Source organism: Pseudomonas sp. AC239 (assembly GCF_979258545.1).
Window position 1 is genome coordinate 2,902,491 of sequence record NZ_OZ409864.1, and the last position, 15,931, is coordinate 2,918,421.

Genomic DNA, 15,931 nt, shown 5'->3' on the forward strand with positions numbered 1-15,931 from the left:
GCGCCGATGAGCAAAAGACACAGGCCACTGAGCAATTCGATGACGTTGATCAGCGGCAGATCAGCTAGTCCGAAAATGGTCGGCGCTCCATCAGTCGAGGGCCTGCACGCGTACCCGGGCGGTGCCGCTGCGCAGCATGCCGATTTCGTCGGCGGCCTCGCGTGACAGATCGATCAATCGGCCACGGGTGTGCGGGCCCCGGTCGTTGATGCGGACCACGACCGATTCGTCGTTTTTCAGGTTGGTGACCTTCACCCGCGTGCCGAATGGCAACTGGCGGTGGGCGGCGGTCAGGGAATGCTGGTTGAACGCTTCGCCGCTGGCAGTGCGTTTACCGTGATGTTTGGCTCCGTAATAGGAGGCGACGCCGGTCTGGTCGTAGCCGTGCGGGTCGATGGTGTCGGTGCTGGCGCAACCGGCCAGCAGGGAGAGCAGGGCGCTGCTCAGCAACAGACGCTTCATTCAAAGGTATCCCGGATCAAATGTAGGAGTGACCTGTGGCGAGGGGATTTATCCCCGTTGGACTGCGCAGCAGTCCCAAAACTGAGAACTCGGTTTATCTGGTGCAAATCAAGCTCAGCAATTGGGGCCGCTTCGCGGCCCAACGGGGATAAATCCCCCGCCACAGGTCCCTTCCACAGGGGATGGAGCCAGGCTTTGGATCTGGCTCCATTGGTGGTCAGCCTTCGAGCTTGCTTTTCAGCAGTTCGTTCACCTGCTGCGGGTTGGCCTTGCCTTTGGAGGCTTTCATGGCCTGGCCGACGAAGAAACCGAACATCTTGCCGCGTTTGGCTTCGTCTGCCGCGCGGTACTGTTCGACCTGTTCGGCGTTGGCCGCGAGCATTTCATCGAGCACGGCCGAGATCGCGCCCGTGTCGGTGACTTGCTTGAGGCCGCGCTTTTCGATGATCTCGTCAGCACTGCCTTCGCCGTTGGCCATCGCTTCGAACACCACCTTGGCGATCTTGCCGGAGATGGTGTTGTCCTTGATGCGCTGCAGCATGCCGCCCAGTTGCTCGGCGGACACCGGCGAATCCTCGATGTCCAGGCCCTGCTTGTTGAGCAGGCTGCCCAACTCGACCATCACCCAGTTCGCCGCCAGTTTCGCATCGCCACCGATGGCCGCGACTTTCTCGAAGTAGTCCGCCTGCTCACGGCTGGTGGCGAGCACGTTGGCGTCGTAGGCCGACAGACCGAACTGGCTCTGGAAGCGTTCGCGTTTTTGCGGTGGCAGTTCCGGCAGCGTCGCGCGCACTTCACCGAGAAACGACTCTTCGATGACCACCGGCAGCAGGTCCGGATCGGGGAAGTAACGGTAGTCGTTGGCTTCCTCTTTCGAACGCATCGGACGGGTTTCGTCCTTGTTCGGGTCGTACAGGCGAGTCTGCTGGATGACCTTGCCGCCGTCTTCGATCAGCTCGATCTGACGCTGGATCTCGGAGTTGATCGCTTTCTCGATGAAACGGAACGAGTTGACGTTCTTGATCTCGCAGCGGGTACCGAACTCGACCTGGCCTTTCGGGCGGACCGAGACGTTGCAGTCGCAACGCAGCGAACCCTCGGCCATGTTGCCGTCGCAGATGCCCAGGTAACGCACCAGCGCGTGGATCGCCTTGACGTAAGCCACGGCTTCCTTGGCGCTGCGCATGTCCGGCTCGGAAACGATTTCCAGCAGCGGCGTGCCGGCACGGTTCAGGTCGATGCCGGTGGCACCGTTGAATTCTTCGTGCAGGCTCTTGCCGGCATCTTCTTCCAGGTGCGCGCGGGTAATGCCGACGCGTTTGACCGTGCCGTCTTCCAGGGCGATGTCCAGGTGGCCTTTGCCAACGATCGGCAATTCCATCTGGCTGATCTGATAGCCCTTCGGCAGATCCGGGTAGAAGTAGTTCTTGCGGGCGAACACGTTGTGCTGGCCGATCTCGGCGTCAATCGCCAGACCGAACATCACCGCCATGCGCACCGCTTCCTGGTTGAGCACCGGCAGCACGCCGGGCATGCCCAGGTCGATCAGGCTGGCCTGGGTGTTCGGCTCGGAACCGAAGGTGGTGGAACTACCGGAAAAGATTTTCGACCTGGTGGTGAGCTGAGTGTGAATCTCCAGCCCGATCACGACTTCCCATTGCATGTGTGTCTCCTCAGAAGCCGGTTGGGGTGCGGGTGTGCCAGTCAGTGTTGAGCTGATACTGGTGCGCAACGTTGAGCAAACGGCCTTCCTGGAAGTACGGCGCGAGCAACTGCACGCCCACCGGTAGACCGTCGACAAAACCGGCCGGCATCGACAGGCCCGGCAGGCCCGCGAGGTTGGCGGTGATGGTGTAGACGTCTTCCAGATAGGCAGCGACCGGGTCGCTGTTCTTCGCGCCGAGTTTCCACGCCGGGTTCGGCGTGGTCGGGCCGAGGATGATGTCGACTTCATTAAAGGCAGCCATGAAATCGTTCTTCACCAGACGACGAATCTTCTGCGCTTTCAGGTAGTAGGCATCGTAGTAACCGGCGGACAGCGCGTAGGCACCGACCATGATCCGGCGCTGCACTTCCGCGCCGAAGCCTTCGCCACGGGAGCGCTTGTACAGGTCGATGAGGTTTTCCGGGTTCTCGCAGCGATGGCCGAAACGCACGCCGTCGAAACGCGACAGGTTGGAAGACGCTTCTGCCGGGGCGATCACGTAGTAGGCCGGAATGGCGTGCTGCATGTTCGGCAGGCTGATTTCCTTGATCACCGCACCGAGCTTCTGCAACTGCTGGATGCTGTTCTGGATCAGCTCGGCAATGCGCGGGTCGAGGCCAGCGCTGAAGTATTCCTTCGGCACGCCGATGCGCAGGCCTTGCAGCGACTCGCCGAGGCTGGCGGAGTAATCCGGGACTGGCTCATCGATGCTGGTGGAGTCGTTCGGGTCGAAGCCGGCCATGCCTTGCAGGAGGATCGCGCAGTCTTCGGCGGTGCGCGCCAATGGGCCGCCCTGATCGAGGCTGGACGCGTAGGCAATCATGCCCCAGCGCGAAACGCGACCGTAGGTCGGCTTCAGGCCGGTGAGGTTGGTGAACGCCGCCGGCTGACGGATCGAACCGCCGGTGTCAGTGGCCGTGGCCGCTGGCAAAAGACGAGCGGCAACCGCCGCCGCCGAGCCACCGGACGAACCGCCTGGCACGTGTTCCAGGTTCCACGGGTTTTTCACGGCGCCGTACCAGCTCGACTCGTTGGCCGAACCCATGGCGAATTCGTCCATGTTGGTCTTGCCCAGGGTCACGGCGCCGGCAGCGGCCAGTTTCGCGACTACGGTGGCGTCGTAGGGAGCCTTGAAGTTGTCGAGCATCTTCGAGCCGCAGCTGGTGCGGATGCCCTGGGTGCAGAACAGATCCTTGTGGGCGATCGGCGCGCCGAGCAGGGCGCCGCTCTCACCGTTGGCCCGGCGTGCATCGGCGGCTTTCGCCTGCTCGATGGCCAGATCCTCGGTGAGGCTGATGAAACTGTTGAGCTGCGGATCAAGCTGGGTAATACGCGCCAGCAGGACTTTGGTCAGCTCTTCGGAGGAAAACTTTTTATCGGCGAGACCGCGGGCGATCTCGGCCAGAGTCATTTGATGCATTGCAGGCTCTTTCCCTTTAGTCGATGACTTTCGGAACCAGATACAGGCCGTTTTCGACCGCTGGTGCGATGGACTGGTAGGCCTCGCGATTATTCGTCTCGGTTACCACGTCGGCGCGCAGGCGCTGACTGGCTTCCAAAGGGTGGGCCAGCGGCTCGATACCGTCGGTATCAACGGCCTGCATTTCGTCGACCAGCCCGAGAATGCTGTTGAGGGCGGAAGTAATGTGCGGAAGATCGGCATCGTTGAGGCCAAGGCAGGCCAGATGCGCGATTTTTTCCACGTCGGAGCGTTCTAGCGCCATCGGGATTCTCCAGTGGAAAACAGAACGGACGGCGTCCGTGTGTTAGATTGTCGGAACACTACCGCACTTCTACGGTCATAAGGCCGCGATTGTGGGGCTTGGTGCACAGAAAAGCGGCCAATTTAACATATTGGCGCCTTGCCCAAAATCCCTGTCGTTGTTAGAGTTTGCCGCACTTTTTTACCCACGCGTTGCCTAGGGTCCCTTTCCCATGTTCAAGAAACTGCGTGGCATGTTTTCCAGCGATCTTTCCATTGACCTGGGCACTGCCAACACCCTTATTTACGTGCGCGAGCGCGGTATCGTCCTGAATGAGCCATCGGTTGTGGCCATTCGGACACACGGTAACCAGAAAAGTGTCGTCGCTGTCGGCACCGAGGCCAAGCGCATGCTTGGCCGTACGCCGGGCAACATTGCTGCCATTCGTCCGATGAAGGACGGCGTGATCGCCGACTTCAGCGTCTGCGAAAAGATGCTGCAGTACTTTATCAACAAGGTTCACGAAAACAGTTTCCTGCAGCCCAGCCCACGAGTGCTGATCTGCGTTCCATGCAAGTCCACCCAGGTTGAGCGTCGTGCCATCCGTGAATCGGCCCTTGGCGCCGGTGCCCGTGAAGTGTTCCTGATCGAAGAGCCGATGGCTGCTGCGATCGGTGCCGGTCTGCCGGTTGAAGAAGCGCGCGGTTCGATGGTCGTGGACATCGGTGGTGGTACCACCGAAATCGCCCTGATCTCCCTGAACGGTGTGGTTTACGCCGAATCCGTACGTGTCGGCGGCGACCGTTTCGACGAAGCGATCATCACTTATGTGCGCCGCAACTACGGCAGCCTGATCGGTGAATCCACCGCTGAGCGCATCAAGCAGGAAATCGGTACCGCCTACCCGGGCGGCGAAGTGCGCGAAGTCGATGTTCGCGGTCGCAACCTGGCCGAAGGCGTTCCACGCGCATTCACCCTGAACTCCAACGAAGTGCTCGAGGCTCTGCAAGAGTCGCTGGCAACCATCGTTCAGGCGGTGAAAAGCGCGCTGGAGCAATCGCCGCCGGAACTGGCCTCCGACATCGCCGAGCGTGGCCTGGTGCTGACCGGTGGTGGCGCGCTGCTGCGTGACCTCGACAAGTTGCTGGCCCAGGAAACCGGTCTGCCGGTGATCGTTGCCGAAGACCCGCTGACTTGCGTTGCTCGCGGCGGTGGCCGTGCGCTGGAAATGATGGATAAGCACACCATGGATCTGCTTTCGAGCGAATAAGCTTCGAATGCAATACGTGGGTGAACGCACAGGCAGCACTTTGCAGTGCTGCCTGTTGGCGTTTATCTTCTGTCAGTCTTCATCCAGGCCGGTTTGATGCCGTATGAATAAACAGAACATTTGCCTGGGAGGAGCGGCTTATTAAACCGCTTTTCACCAAAGGCCCTTCGTTGGGCGTGCGCCTGTTGGTGCTGGCCGTGCTCGCGGTCGCACTGATGGTGGTCGATGCACGTTTCGACCTGCTCAAACCCGCGCGCAAGCAAGCGTCGCTGGTGCTCATGGATGCCTACTGGATTACGGACCTGCCCGGCCGCTTGTGGGAAGGGGTCGCCAGTCAGTTCGGCAGCCGCACCGAGCTCGTCGCCGAAAACGAAAAACTCAAGACCGAAAACCTGCTGTTGCAGGGACGCATGCAAAAGCTCGCGGCCCTGACCGAGCAGAACGTTCGGCTGCGCGAGTTGCTCAACTCCTCCGCACTGGTCAATGAAAAGGTCGAAGTGGCCGAGCTGATCGGCATGGACCCCAACCCCTTCACCCATCGCATCATCATCAACAAAGGTGAGCGCGACGGCGTGGTGCTCGGCCAACCGGTGCTCGATGCCCGCGGGTTGATGGGCCAGGTGGTTGAATTGATGCCGTACACCTCGCGTGTCCTGCTGCTGACCGACACCACCCACAGCATTCCTGTACAGGTGAACCGTAACGGTCTGCGCGCGATTGCCAGTGGCACCGGCAACCCGGAGCGCCTGGAATTGCGTCATGTCGCCGACACGGCGGACATCAAGGAAGGCGATCTGCTGGTCAGCTCCGGCCTCGGCCAGCGATTCCCGGCCGGTTATCCGGTGGCGACGGTAAAAGAGGTCATCCACGATTCCGGCCAACCGTTCGCTATCGTCCGCGCCGTGCCCACAGCCGCCCTGAACCGCAGTCGCTACCTGCTGCTGGTGTTCAGCGACAGCCGCACTGCCGAGGAACGCGCCAATGACGCGGCCCAAGCCCAAGAACAGCTCGATGCCCACGGCGGTGGCCCGATGTTGCCGGCCAGCGTGCCGAAACCGTTGATCATGCCTGCCACGCCATCGACCGCTACCGCAGCGCCGGCCACTGAAGCCGCATCGCCTGCCGCCACGCCAGCCAAGCCCGCCGCGAGCAAGCCGCCCGCTGCCGCTCCGGCCGCTGCCAAACCACCGGCCACCAGCAAACCACCGGCGAAACCGCCAGCGACTACCGGGGGACGAGAATAATGGTCGGCGCGAAAAAATCCGGAAACGGCTGGATGATCTGGCTGACGTTCTTCGTCGGCATCCTGCTCAGCGTTTCACCGTTGCCGATCTTCATGGAAATCCTTCGCCCGCTGTGGCTGGCCTTGCTCGTGACGTTTTGGGCGCTGTACATGCCGCACACGGTCGGCATGGTGACGGCGTTCTGTCTGGGACTGGCCGAAGATGTCCTGCAGGGCGACCTGCTCGGGCAGAACGCGCTGATCCTGACCCTGATTACCTTCCTTGTATTGTCGTTGCAGCAGCGCCTGCGCATGTTCCCGATGTGGCAGCAGTGCCTGGTGATCCTGGTGATCTTCGGCCTCGCACAATTGGCGCAACTGTGGCTCAGCGCTCTGACCGGCAACCGTCAGCCAACCCTGGCGCTGGTCTTGCCGGCGCTGGTCAGTGCCTTGCTCTGGCCGTGGGTCAGCTTCGCCCTGCGCGGGATGTGCCGACGCTACAGAATCTATTGAGCCGGTGAAGCAGGGCACTGAACAGGGAGATGTTTTGATGACACTGCTTTACCTCGCCTCCGGCTCACCGCGTCGCCGTGAATTGCTCACGCAGATCGGCGTGCGCTTTTCCGCCATCAGTGCAGACATCGACGAAACCCCGCTTCCTGAAGAATCCCCTTCGGCCTATGTCGAGCGCCTCGCGCGTGGCAAGGCTGAGGCCGGGCGCCGCTCGGTCGTCTCTGGCCAGCCGTTCTGCGTGCTTGGCGCCGACACCGCTGTGGTGCTCGACGGCAAAATACTTGGCAAACCGGTGGACGAAGCCGACGCATGCGCCATGCTGATGATGTTGTCCGGCAACGAACACGAAGTGCTGACCGCCATCGCCGTGCTTGAAGGTGAGCGCTGCGAGTCGCGGGTGGTGCGCAGCCGCGTGCGTTTCCGCACCATCAGTCGCGAAGAGGCCGGCGCCTACTGGGCCAGTGGCGAACCGCGCGACAAGGCCGGCGGCTATGGCATTCAGGGCCTGGGCGCGGTGTTTGTCGCCGGGCTCGAAGGCAGCTATTCGGCGGTGGTCGGCCTGCCGCTGTGCGAAACCTGCGAGGCGTTGGGCCATTTCGGCATACCCTGTTGGCAAAACCTGAACACGCCCTGAGCGTCGTACGAATCCAGATGCGGCCACTATCGTGAACATGCCTGAACGAGATCCTGCCATGAGTGAAGAGATTCTGATCAACATCACGCCGATGGAGTCGCGCGTGGCGGTGGTCGAAAACGGTGTGCTGCAAGAAGTCCACGTTGAGCGCACGCAGAAACGCGGGATCGTCGGCAACATCTATAAAGGCAAGATCGTGCGCGTTCTGCCGGGCATGCAGGCAGCATTTGTCGACATTGGCCTCGATCGCGCGGCTTTCATTCATGCCGCCGAAATTTCCCTGCGTGAAGGCCCGGCCGTGGAAAGCATCAGTTCGCTGGTGCACGAGGGCCAGAGCCTGGTGGTACAAGTCACCAAGGATCCGATCGGCTCCAAAGGCGCACGTCTGACCACGCAACTGTCGATCCCTTCGCGTTATCTGGTGTACATGCCGCGCACTGCCCACGTTGGCATTTCCCTGAAGATCGAAGACGAAGCCGAGCGCGAGCGTCTCAAGCAGGTGGTCAGTGATTGCGTGGCCAAAGAAGGCATCAAGGAGGCCGGCGGCTTCATTCTGCGCACAGCCGCTGAAGGCGCGGGCGCTGATGAAATCCTCATGGACATCCGTTACCTGCGGCGCCTCTGGGACCAGATCAACGAGCAGATCAAGACCATCGCCGCGCCCAGCGTGATCTATGAAGACCTCGGCCTGGCCCTGCGCACCCTGCGGGATCTGGTCAATCCGAAGATCGAGAAGATCCGCATCGATTCCCGAGAGACCTTCCAGAAAACCACGCAATTCGTTGCCGAACTGATGCCGGAAATCGCCGATCGTCTGGAACACTATCCGGGTGAGCGACCGATCTTCGACCTCTACGGTGTCGAAGACGAAATCCAGCGTGCGCTGGAGCGCAAGGTGCCGCTCAAGTCCGGCGGCTACCTGGTGATCGATCCGGCGGAAGCCATGACCACCATCGACGTCAACACCGGGGCGTTCGTCGGCCATCGCAATCTCGAAGAAACCATTTTCAAGACCAATCTCGAAGCGGCCACGGCGATTGCCCGGCAAATGCGCCTGCGCAACCTCGGCGGGATCATCATCATCGACTTCATCGACATGGAAGATGAGGAGCATCAGCGGCAGGTCCTGCGCACTCTGGAGAAACAGCTGGAGCGCGATCACGCCAAGACCAACATCATCGGCATCACCGAGTTGGGCCTGGTGCAGATGACCCGCAAGCGCACCCGTGAAAGTCTTGAACAGGTGCTGTGCGAGCCGTGCAGCAGTTGTCAGGGACGCGGCAAACTGAAGACTGCCGAAACCATCTGTTACGAGATCTTCCGCGAGATCCTGCGCGAGGCCCGGGCCTATCAAGCCGAGGGTTATCGGGTACTGGCCAACCAGAAAGTGGTGGATCGCCTGCTTGACGAAGAATCCGGTAACGTCGCCGAGCTTGAAGGCTTTATCGGCCGCACCATACGCTTCCAGGTGGAAACCATGTATTCCCAGGAACAATATGACGTGGTGCTGCTCTGAAGCCCTGCATCACCCTTCATTCAACGCGGCTGGCCTCAGCTTTTCGCAGTATTTTTGCCATGGGAGCCAACTGACATGGAACGTCTGACACGCATATTGGCCGCACTCACCCGTTGGGGGCTGGGCCTGTGCGCGTTGGTTCTGGTGTTGATGGCTTTGTACGTCAGCCTCGGCCGCGAGCTGACGCCACTGGTGGCCGAATACCGCGCCGACATCGAAGACAAGGCCAGCGCCGCCCTCGGCATGTCTTTGCAGATCGGTGAGTTGGAAGGCAACTGGAGCGGTTTCGCGCCGATCCTGCTGGCCCATGACGTGATGATCGGCGACGGTGCCAACGCGCTGCGCCTCGACCGCGTGCGGGTGGTGCCGGATATGTGGGGCAGCGTGCTCGCCCGCGAAGTGCGCCTCGCGCATATCGAACTCAACGGTTTGAAGATCAGCCTCAAGGAAGCTGAAGACGGCACTTGGGCGCTGGAAGGGCTGCCGGTGCAGAAGGATCAACCGTTCGATGCGGTGCAACTGTTCCAGCGCTCGCAGATGATCAGGCAATTGTCGGTGCTCGACAGCCAGGTGACCCTGCAACCGCTCGACCACCCGCCCATGACGCTCACCTATGTCGGTCTGAATCTGCGTACCGGCGCCAGCCGCCAGCGTCTCGACGCGCGTCTGACGCTGCCCGATGGCCAGCCAGTGGCGCTGAGCCTGAAGACCCAATTGCGTCCTGATCAATGGCAGAACAGCGCCATCGAGGGTTATGCCAGCCTGCCGCAGAGCGACTGGGCGAAATGGCTGCCCGAGCGCCTGACCCAGCAATGGAATTTTTCCGAGATCAAGGCCGGCGGCGAACTCTGGGTCGATTGGGCCGAAGGCGCATTGCAAAGCGCCGCGTTGCGCCTGAATGCGCCGCAAGTGACCGGTGCCTACGCCGAGCGCAAGCCGATCCAGATCAACAATCTGGCGCTCAACGCCTATTACCGCAACACCGCCGAGGGCGCGAAGGTCACTCTTGATTCGCTGGCGATGAGTTTTGGCGAAACCCGCTGGGAATCCCGCGTGCAGGTACAGCAGACCCGGGCCAGCGCCAAGGCGGAAGAGCTCTGGCACTTGCAGGCCGATCGCCTCGATCTGACCCCGATCACGCCGCTGATCAATGCGCTGGGGCCGCTGCCGCAGAGTTTCGCCACGGTGGTCGAGCGTTTGAAGGTCACCGGCGGACTGCGCAATGTCCTGCTGGACTTCCGTCCGACCGCCACCGACGGCAACAAATTCGGCTTTGCCGCCAACCTCGACAACGTCGGTTTCGATGCCTATCACGGCGCTCCGGCGGCGCGAAATGTCAGCGGCAGCCTCAGTGGCAACCTCGACGGCGGCGAATTGCGCCTCGACAGCAAGGATTTCGTCCTGCACCTCGATCCGATTTTCGCCAAGCCATGGCAATACCTGCAGGCCAATGCGCGGCTGACCTGGAAACTCGACAAGGATGGCTTCACCCTGATTGCGCCGTACCTGAAGGTGCTGGGCGAGGAGGGCAAGATTGCCGGCGACTTCCTCATCCGCCTGCACTTCGACCATAGCCAGGAAGACTACATGGACCTGCGCGTCGGTCTGGTCGACGGCGACGGCCGCTACACTGCGAAATACCTGCCGGCGGTGTTGAGCCCGGCGCTCGATGAATGGTTGCGCACGGCAATCCTCAAAGGCGCGGTGGATCAGGGTTTCTTCCAGTATCAGGGCTCGCTGAGCAAGAATGCCGGCGAGGCTGATCGCAGTATCAGCCTGTTCTTCAAGGTACATGATGCCGAATTGGCCTTTCAGCCGGGCTGGCCGCACGTGAGCAAGGTCAGCGGCGATGTGTTCATCGAAGACAGCGGCGTGCGCATCTGGGCCAGCAAAGGCCAGTTGCTCGATACCCAAGTCAGCGATGTCTTCGTCAATATTCCTCACGTACCGGCCGGGCAGAACAGCCATCTGTTGCTCGATGGCGCGTTTGCCGGTGGCCTGGGCGATGGCTTGAAGATTCTTCAGGACGCGCCGATCGGCACTGGCGAAACCTTCGCCGGTTGGGAAGGCGCTGGTGATCTGAACGGCAAGCTCAAACTGGATATTCCGTTGGCCAAGGGCGAACAGCCGAAAATCCTCGTTGATTTCAAGACCGCCAATGCTCGGCTGAAACTGGCTGAGCCGAAACTGGAACTGAGCCAGCTCAAGGGCGATTTCCGCTTCGACAGTAACAAAGGCCTCAGCGGCCAGAACATCTCTGCACGGGCCTTCGACAAACCGGTCACTGCGCAGATCTTCGCCGATGGCAGCGCCAACCAGATCAAGACCCGGGTGGCGGCGTCGGGGCAGGTCGAAGTGAAAAAGCTCACCGACTGGCTGGGCGTGACCCAGCCGTTGCCGGTGTCCGGGACGATTCCGTATCAGTTGCAGCTGAATCTTTCCGGGGCCGACAGCCAGTTGCTGGTCAGCTCCAGCCTCAAAGGCGTGGCGGTGGATCTGCCGGCGCCCTTCGGCATGGCCGCCGATGTCGGGCGGGACACGGTGTTCCGCATGACCTTGCAAGGGCAGGAGCGGCGGTACTGGGTCAATTACGATCAACTGGCCAATTTCACCTTTGCCGCGCCGCCGAGCAATTTCGCCGATGGCCGTGGCGAACTGTTTCTCGGCACGGGCGAAGCGGTGCTGCCGGGTGCCAAAGGCCTGCGCATTCGTGGTGTGCTGTCGGAGCTTGACGTGGCGCCGTGGCAGGAACTGGCGAATAAATACGCCGGGCAGGATCCGGGCGGCAGTGCCAAGCAATTGCTCAGCAGCGCTGACATCAAGGTCGGCAAATTGACCGCGCTCGGCACCACACTGGATCAGGCCTCGGTGCAGATCAATCGCAAGCCCGGCGCATGGAATCTGGCCCTCGACAGCCAGCAGGCCAAGGGCACGGCCAGCCTGCCGGACGCCAAGGGCGTGCCGATCGCGGTGAATCTGCAATACGTGAAACTGCCGGCGCCGGACCCGGCGGTGCAGGCCGACGAGAATGCGCCCGATCCATTGGCGTCGGTCGATCCGACGAAAATCCCGGCCCTGGATATCACCCTCAACCAGTTGTTCCTGGGGCCCGATCTGGTCGGTGGCTGGTCGCTGAAAGTGCGACCGACCCCCAAAGGCATCGCCCTGAACAATCTCGACATGGGCCTCAAGGGCATCCTGCTGCAAGGCAATGGCGGCTGGGAAGGCACGCCGGGTGCGACCAGCAGTTGGTACAAGGGGCGGATCGGTGGCAAGAATCTGGCTGACGTGCTCAAGGGCTGGGGCTTTGCGCCGAGCGTCACCAGTGAAGAATTCCACATGGATGTCGATGGACGTTGGCCAGGCTCGCCGGCGTGGCTGGCGACCAAGCGCTTCTCCGGCACCCTTGACGCCTCGCTGAACAAGGGCCAGTTCGTTGAAGTGGAGGGCGGCGCGCAGGCGCTGCGGGTGTTCGGCCTGCTCAACTTCAACTCAATCGGCCGGCGCCTGCGTCTGGACTTCTCCGACCTGTTCGGCAAGGGCTTGAGCTACGATCGGGTCAAAGGCCTGCTGGTGGCGAACAATGGCGTCTACGTCACCCGAGAGCCGATTCGCCTGACCGGGCCTTCAAGCAATCTGGAATTGGACGGCACGCTGGATCTGGTCGACGACAAGGTCGATGCGAAATTGCTGGTGACACTGCCGGTGACCAACAACCTGCCGATCGCCGCGCTGCTCGTCGGCGCACCGGCGGTCGGCGGCGCGCTGTTCCTCATCGACAAGCTGATCGGTGACCGCGTCGCGCGCTTCGCCAGCGTCAAGTACACCGTCAAAGGCCCATGGAAAGAGCCGAAAATCACCTTCGACAAGCCTTTTTGAGCGGCCCGGCCTTGAAGCGATGGAGTAGCATGGCCAAATACCTCTTTGGGAGTTCGCCATGTCTTTAGCGGTGATTCAAATGGTCAGCCAGAGCGACGTGCCGGCCAATCTGGCCCAGGCCCGACGCCTGCTTGAACAGGCTGCCGCCAGCGGAGCGAAACTCGCGGTGCTGCCGGAAAACTTCGCCGCCATGGGCCGTCGTGATGTCGCCGATATCGGTCGCGCCGAGGCCTTGGGCGAAGGGCCGATCCTGCCTTGGTTGAAACAGGTCGCCCGCGACCTCACCTTATGGATAGTCGCCGGCACATTGCCGTTGCCACCATTGGGTCAACCCACGGCCAAAGCCAATGCCTGCTCGTTGTTGATCAACGATCACGGCGAGATTGTCGCGCGCTATGACAAGCTGCATCTGTTCGATGTCGATGTCGCCGACAATCGCGGCCGGTACCGTGAATCAGATGACTATGCTTATGGCGGTAATGTAGTGGTGGCGGACACGCCGGTGGGGCGCGTTGGTCTGAGCGTGTGTTACGACTTGCGCTTCCCGGAGCTGTACAGCGAATTGCGTGCCGCCGGTGCCGAGTTGATTACCGCACCGTCGGCCTTTACTGCCGTGACCGGCGCCGCGCATTGGGATGTACTGATCCGCGCGCGGGCCATCGAAACACAGTGTTATATCTTGGCGGCGGCACAGGGCGGCAGCCATCCGGGGCCACGCGAGACTTTCGGGCATGCGGCGATTGTCGACCCGTGGGGGCGTGTGCTGGCCCAGCAGGATCAAGGCGAGGCGGTGTTGCTGGCCGCCCGCGACAGCGATGAACAAGCGTCCATCCGGGCGCGCATGCCGGTGACGCGTCATCGGCGGTTTTTCTCGCAGGGCGCCCAGCGGCCTGCTTCAGAACACGAATTTAAGGCGTAAACCTATGAGCGAGTTGTTGTCCTCAGTCAGTGATCACCTGTTGGCACCCGGCGGTGTCACGATCGAGAGCCTGCAAGGCGTACTCGGCGATCTGGCCGGGCCGGGCATCGATGCCGCCGACCTGTATTTCCAGGGCCAGATTTCCGAGTCATGGGCGCTGGAAGACGGCATCGTCAAGGAAGGCAGCTTCAATCTCGACCAAGGTGTCGGCGTGCGTGCGCAGTCCGGTGAGAAAACCGGTTTTGCCTACAGCAACGCGATCACCCTCGAAGCCCTCGGTGCAGCGGCCCGCGCCGCGCGTTCGGTCTCACGTGCCGGGCAGAACGGCACCGTGCAGGCATTCACCAGCCAGGACGTCGCGCAACTGTACGCGCCCGATAACCCGCTGGAAGTGCTCAGCCGCGCGGAAAAAGTCGAGTTGCTCAAACGCATCGACGTCGCCACCCGCGCACTCGATCCACGGATTCAGCAGGTCAGCGTGAGCATGGCCGGGGTTTGGGAGCGGATTCTGGTCGCGTCCACCGACGGTGGCTTGGCCGCCGACGTGCGACCGCTGGTGCGCTTCAACGTTAGCGTTATCGTCGAACAGAATGGCCGTCGCGAACGCGGCGGGCACGGCGGCGGTGGGCGTACCGATTACCGCTACTTCCTCGCCGAAGACCGCGCCATGGGTTATGCCCGCGAAGCGCTGCGCCAGGCGCTGGTGAATCTGGAAGCGATTCCGGCGCCGGCCGGTACCTTGCCGGTGGTGCTGGGTTCCGGCTGGTCCGGCGTGCTGCTGCACGAAGCGGTCGGTCACGGTCTGGAAGGCGATTTCAACCGCAAGGGCAGCTCGGCCTACAGCGGGCGCATGGGTGAAATGGTTGCCTCCAAACTTTGCACCATCGTCGATGACGGCACCTTGAGCGGCCGTCGCGGTTCGCTGAGCGTCGATGACGAAGGCACGCCCACCGAGTGCACTACGCTGATCGAAAACGGCGTACTCAAGGGCTACATGCAAGACAAGCTCAACGCGCGGCTAATGGGCGTGGCGCGCACCGGTAACGGTCGCCGCGAATCCTACGCGCACCTGCCGATGCCACGGATGACCAACACCTACATGCTCGGTGGCGAAAGTGATCCAGCGGAAATCATCGCTTCGGTGAAGAAGGGCATCTACTGCGCCAACCTCGGCGGCGGTCAGGTCGATATCACCAGCGGCAAGTTCGTATTCTCCACCAGCGAGGCCTATTTGATCGAGGACGGCAAGATCACCGCACCGGTCAAAGGCGCGACGTTGATCGGCAACGGTCCCGAGGCGATGAGCCGGGTGTCGATGGTCGGTAACGATCTGGCGCTGGACAGCGGTGTGGGTACGTGTGGCAAGGATGGGCAGTCGGTGCCGGTGGGTGTCGGCCAGCCAACGCTGAAAATCGATGCGATTACCGTGGGTGGCACGGGCGCATAAGAGAGGCGGGGCTTTCGGGTGGCGCGCAGGACGGCCACCCGGTGGCGATTATCAACGCAGGCCGCGTTGAGTCTCGTCCAGCTCCCGAATGTATTTGAAGATCTTGCGGCTCGAAGCAGGTGGTTTGTTTTGCGCAACCTCATGCTGGGCCTGACGGATCAGGGAACGCAATTGCTGGCGATCGGCGTCCGGGTACTCGATGACGAATTTCTCCAGCACGGCGTCATCGCCCGCGATCAGGCGGTCACGCCAGCGTTCCAGATTATGGAAACGCTCGTTGTACTGGCGAGTGGAGGCATCGAGTTGATCGAGCAGAGTCAGAATCGCGTCAGTGTCCTGGTCGCGCATCAGTTTGCCGATGAACTGCAAATGCCGTTTACGCGCGATGTTCGCGGTGTGCTTGGGCGCATCGGCCAGTGCCCGGCGCAAAGCGTCGGTCAACGGCAGTTTGGCGACCAGATCAGGCTTGAGTGTGGTCAGGCGCTCGCCGAGGTCAACCAGCGCATGCAACTCGCGTTTGACCTGAGATTTGCTTTTTTCTCCCGTATCGAGGGAGTCGTCGTAAGAATCAACCATGGTGGCAGTCCGCAAAGAAACGCCGCCATGATAACCAGTCGGGGGCCGCTTGTCCGGCCCGGTCGCTCGATGACCCCAGCCGAAA

General features: G+C 61.7%; 13 protein-coding genes. 8 read left to right on the plus strand and 5 right to left on the minus strand.

Annotated features, from left to right (window positions below; translation table 11 throughout):
* Positions 1 to 90: 90 nt before the first annotated feature.
* The 4 genes from ACZ0AZ_RS13060 to gatC form a co-directional block, all read right to left on the minus strand.
* Positions 91 to 462, minus strand: coding sequence for a septal ring lytic transglycosylase RlpA family protein (locus ACZ0AZ_RS13060; protein WP_024011604.1), 372 nt, complete (start codon positions 460 to 462; stop codon positions 91 to 93).
* A 217-nt stretch (positions 463 to 679) separates the two neighbouring features.
* Positions 680 to 2,125, minus strand: a complete 1,446-nt coding sequence (gene gatB, locus ACZ0AZ_RS13065; RefSeq protein WP_016771702.1) for an Asp-tRNA(Asn)/Glu-tRNA(Gln) amidotransferase subunit GatB — start codon at positions 2,123 to 2,125, stop codon at positions 680 to 682.
* A 10-nt stretch (positions 2,126 to 2,135) separates the two neighbouring features.
* A complete protein-coding gene (gene gatA, locus ACZ0AZ_RS13070) occupies positions 2,136 to 3,587 on the minus strand; it encodes an Asp-tRNA(Asn)/Glu-tRNA(Gln) amidotransferase subunit GatA (protein WP_024011605.1) in 1,452 nt (483 codons plus the stop codon).
* 16 nt (positions 3,588 to 3,603) lie between these two features.
* Positions 3,604 to 3,891, minus strand: coding sequence for an Asp-tRNA(Asn)/Glu-tRNA(Gln) amidotransferase subunit GatC (gene gatC, locus ACZ0AZ_RS13075; RefSeq protein WP_024011606.1), 288 nt, complete (start codon positions 3,889 to 3,891; stop codon positions 3,604 to 3,606).
* Positions 3,892 to 4,102: 211 nt separating this feature from the next.
* Between gatC and mreB the strand changes: the two genes are divergently transcribed.
* The 8 genes from mreB to tldD all read left to right on the plus strand — a co-directional run bounded on the left by mreB (position 4,103) and on the right by tldD (position 15,270).
* Entirely contained in the window at positions 4,103 to 5,140 is a 1,038-nt protein-coding gene (mreB, locus tag ACZ0AZ_RS13080) for a rod shape-determining protein MreB (protein ID WP_002555108.1), read from the plus strand.
* Between the two features lie 140 nt (positions 5,141 to 5,280).
* The gene (mreC, locus tag ACZ0AZ_RS13085; protein WP_463538779.1) at positions 5,281 to 6,384 is read left to right on the plus strand and encodes a rod shape-determining protein MreC; all 1,104 of its coding nucleotides are present in this window, start codon (positions 5,281 to 5,283) and stop codon (positions 6,382 to 6,384) included.
* Complete coding sequence (gene mreD, locus ACZ0AZ_RS13090; protein ID WP_024011608.1) at positions 6,384 to 6,875, plus strand: rod shape-determining protein MreD; 492 nt, start codon at positions 6,384 to 6,386, stop codon at positions 6,873 to 6,875. Before mreC ends, mreD begins: the two co-directional genes overlap by 1 nt.
* Positions 6,876 to 6,912: 37 nt before the next feature.
* Positions 6,913 to 7,509 (plus strand): Maf family protein, encoded by a 597-nt coding sequence (locus tag ACZ0AZ_RS13095; protein ID WP_463537515.1) that lies wholly within the window; start codon positions 6,913 to 6,915, stop codon positions 7,507 to 7,509.
* Positions 7,510 to 7,567: 58 nt separating this feature from the next.
* Positions 7,568 to 9,025, plus strand: a complete 1,458-nt coding sequence (rng, locus tag ACZ0AZ_RS13100; RefSeq protein WP_016771696.1) for a ribonuclease G — start codon at positions 7,568 to 7,570, stop codon at positions 9,023 to 9,025.
* 75 nt (positions 9,026 to 9,100) lie between these two features.
* Positions 9,101 to 12,904: a YhdP family protein gene (locus tag ACZ0AZ_RS13105; protein ID WP_463570837.1), complete on the plus strand. Its 3,804-nt coding sequence runs from the start codon at positions 9,101 to 9,103 to the stop codon at positions 12,902 to 12,904.
* A gap of 58 nt (positions 12,905 to 12,962) precedes the next feature.
* Positions 12,963 to 13,823, plus strand: a complete 861-nt coding sequence (locus tag ACZ0AZ_RS13110; RefSeq protein ID WP_129999934.1) for a carbon-nitrogen hydrolase family protein — start codon at positions 12,963 to 12,965, stop codon at positions 13,821 to 13,823.
* Positions 13,824 to 13,827: 4 nt separating this feature from the next.
* On the plus strand, positions 13,828 to 15,270 hold the full coding sequence (tldD, locus tag ACZ0AZ_RS13115; protein WP_463537517.1) for a metalloprotease TldD: 1,443 nt from the start codon (positions 13,828 to 13,830) through the stop codon (positions 15,268 to 15,270).
* Positions 15,271 to 15,321: 51 nt separating this feature from the next.
* Here the strand turns inward: tldD and yjgA are convergent, their stop codons facing one another.
* Positions 15,322 to 15,846 carry a ribosome biogenesis factor YjgA gene (gene yjgA / locus ACZ0AZ_RS13120; protein WP_016771692.1) on the minus strand — a complete coding sequence of 175 codons (525 nt, stop codon included), beginning with the start codon at positions 15,844 to 15,846 and terminating at the stop codon, positions 15,322 to 15,324.
* Between the last annotated feature and the right edge of the window lie 85 nt (positions 15,847 to 15,931).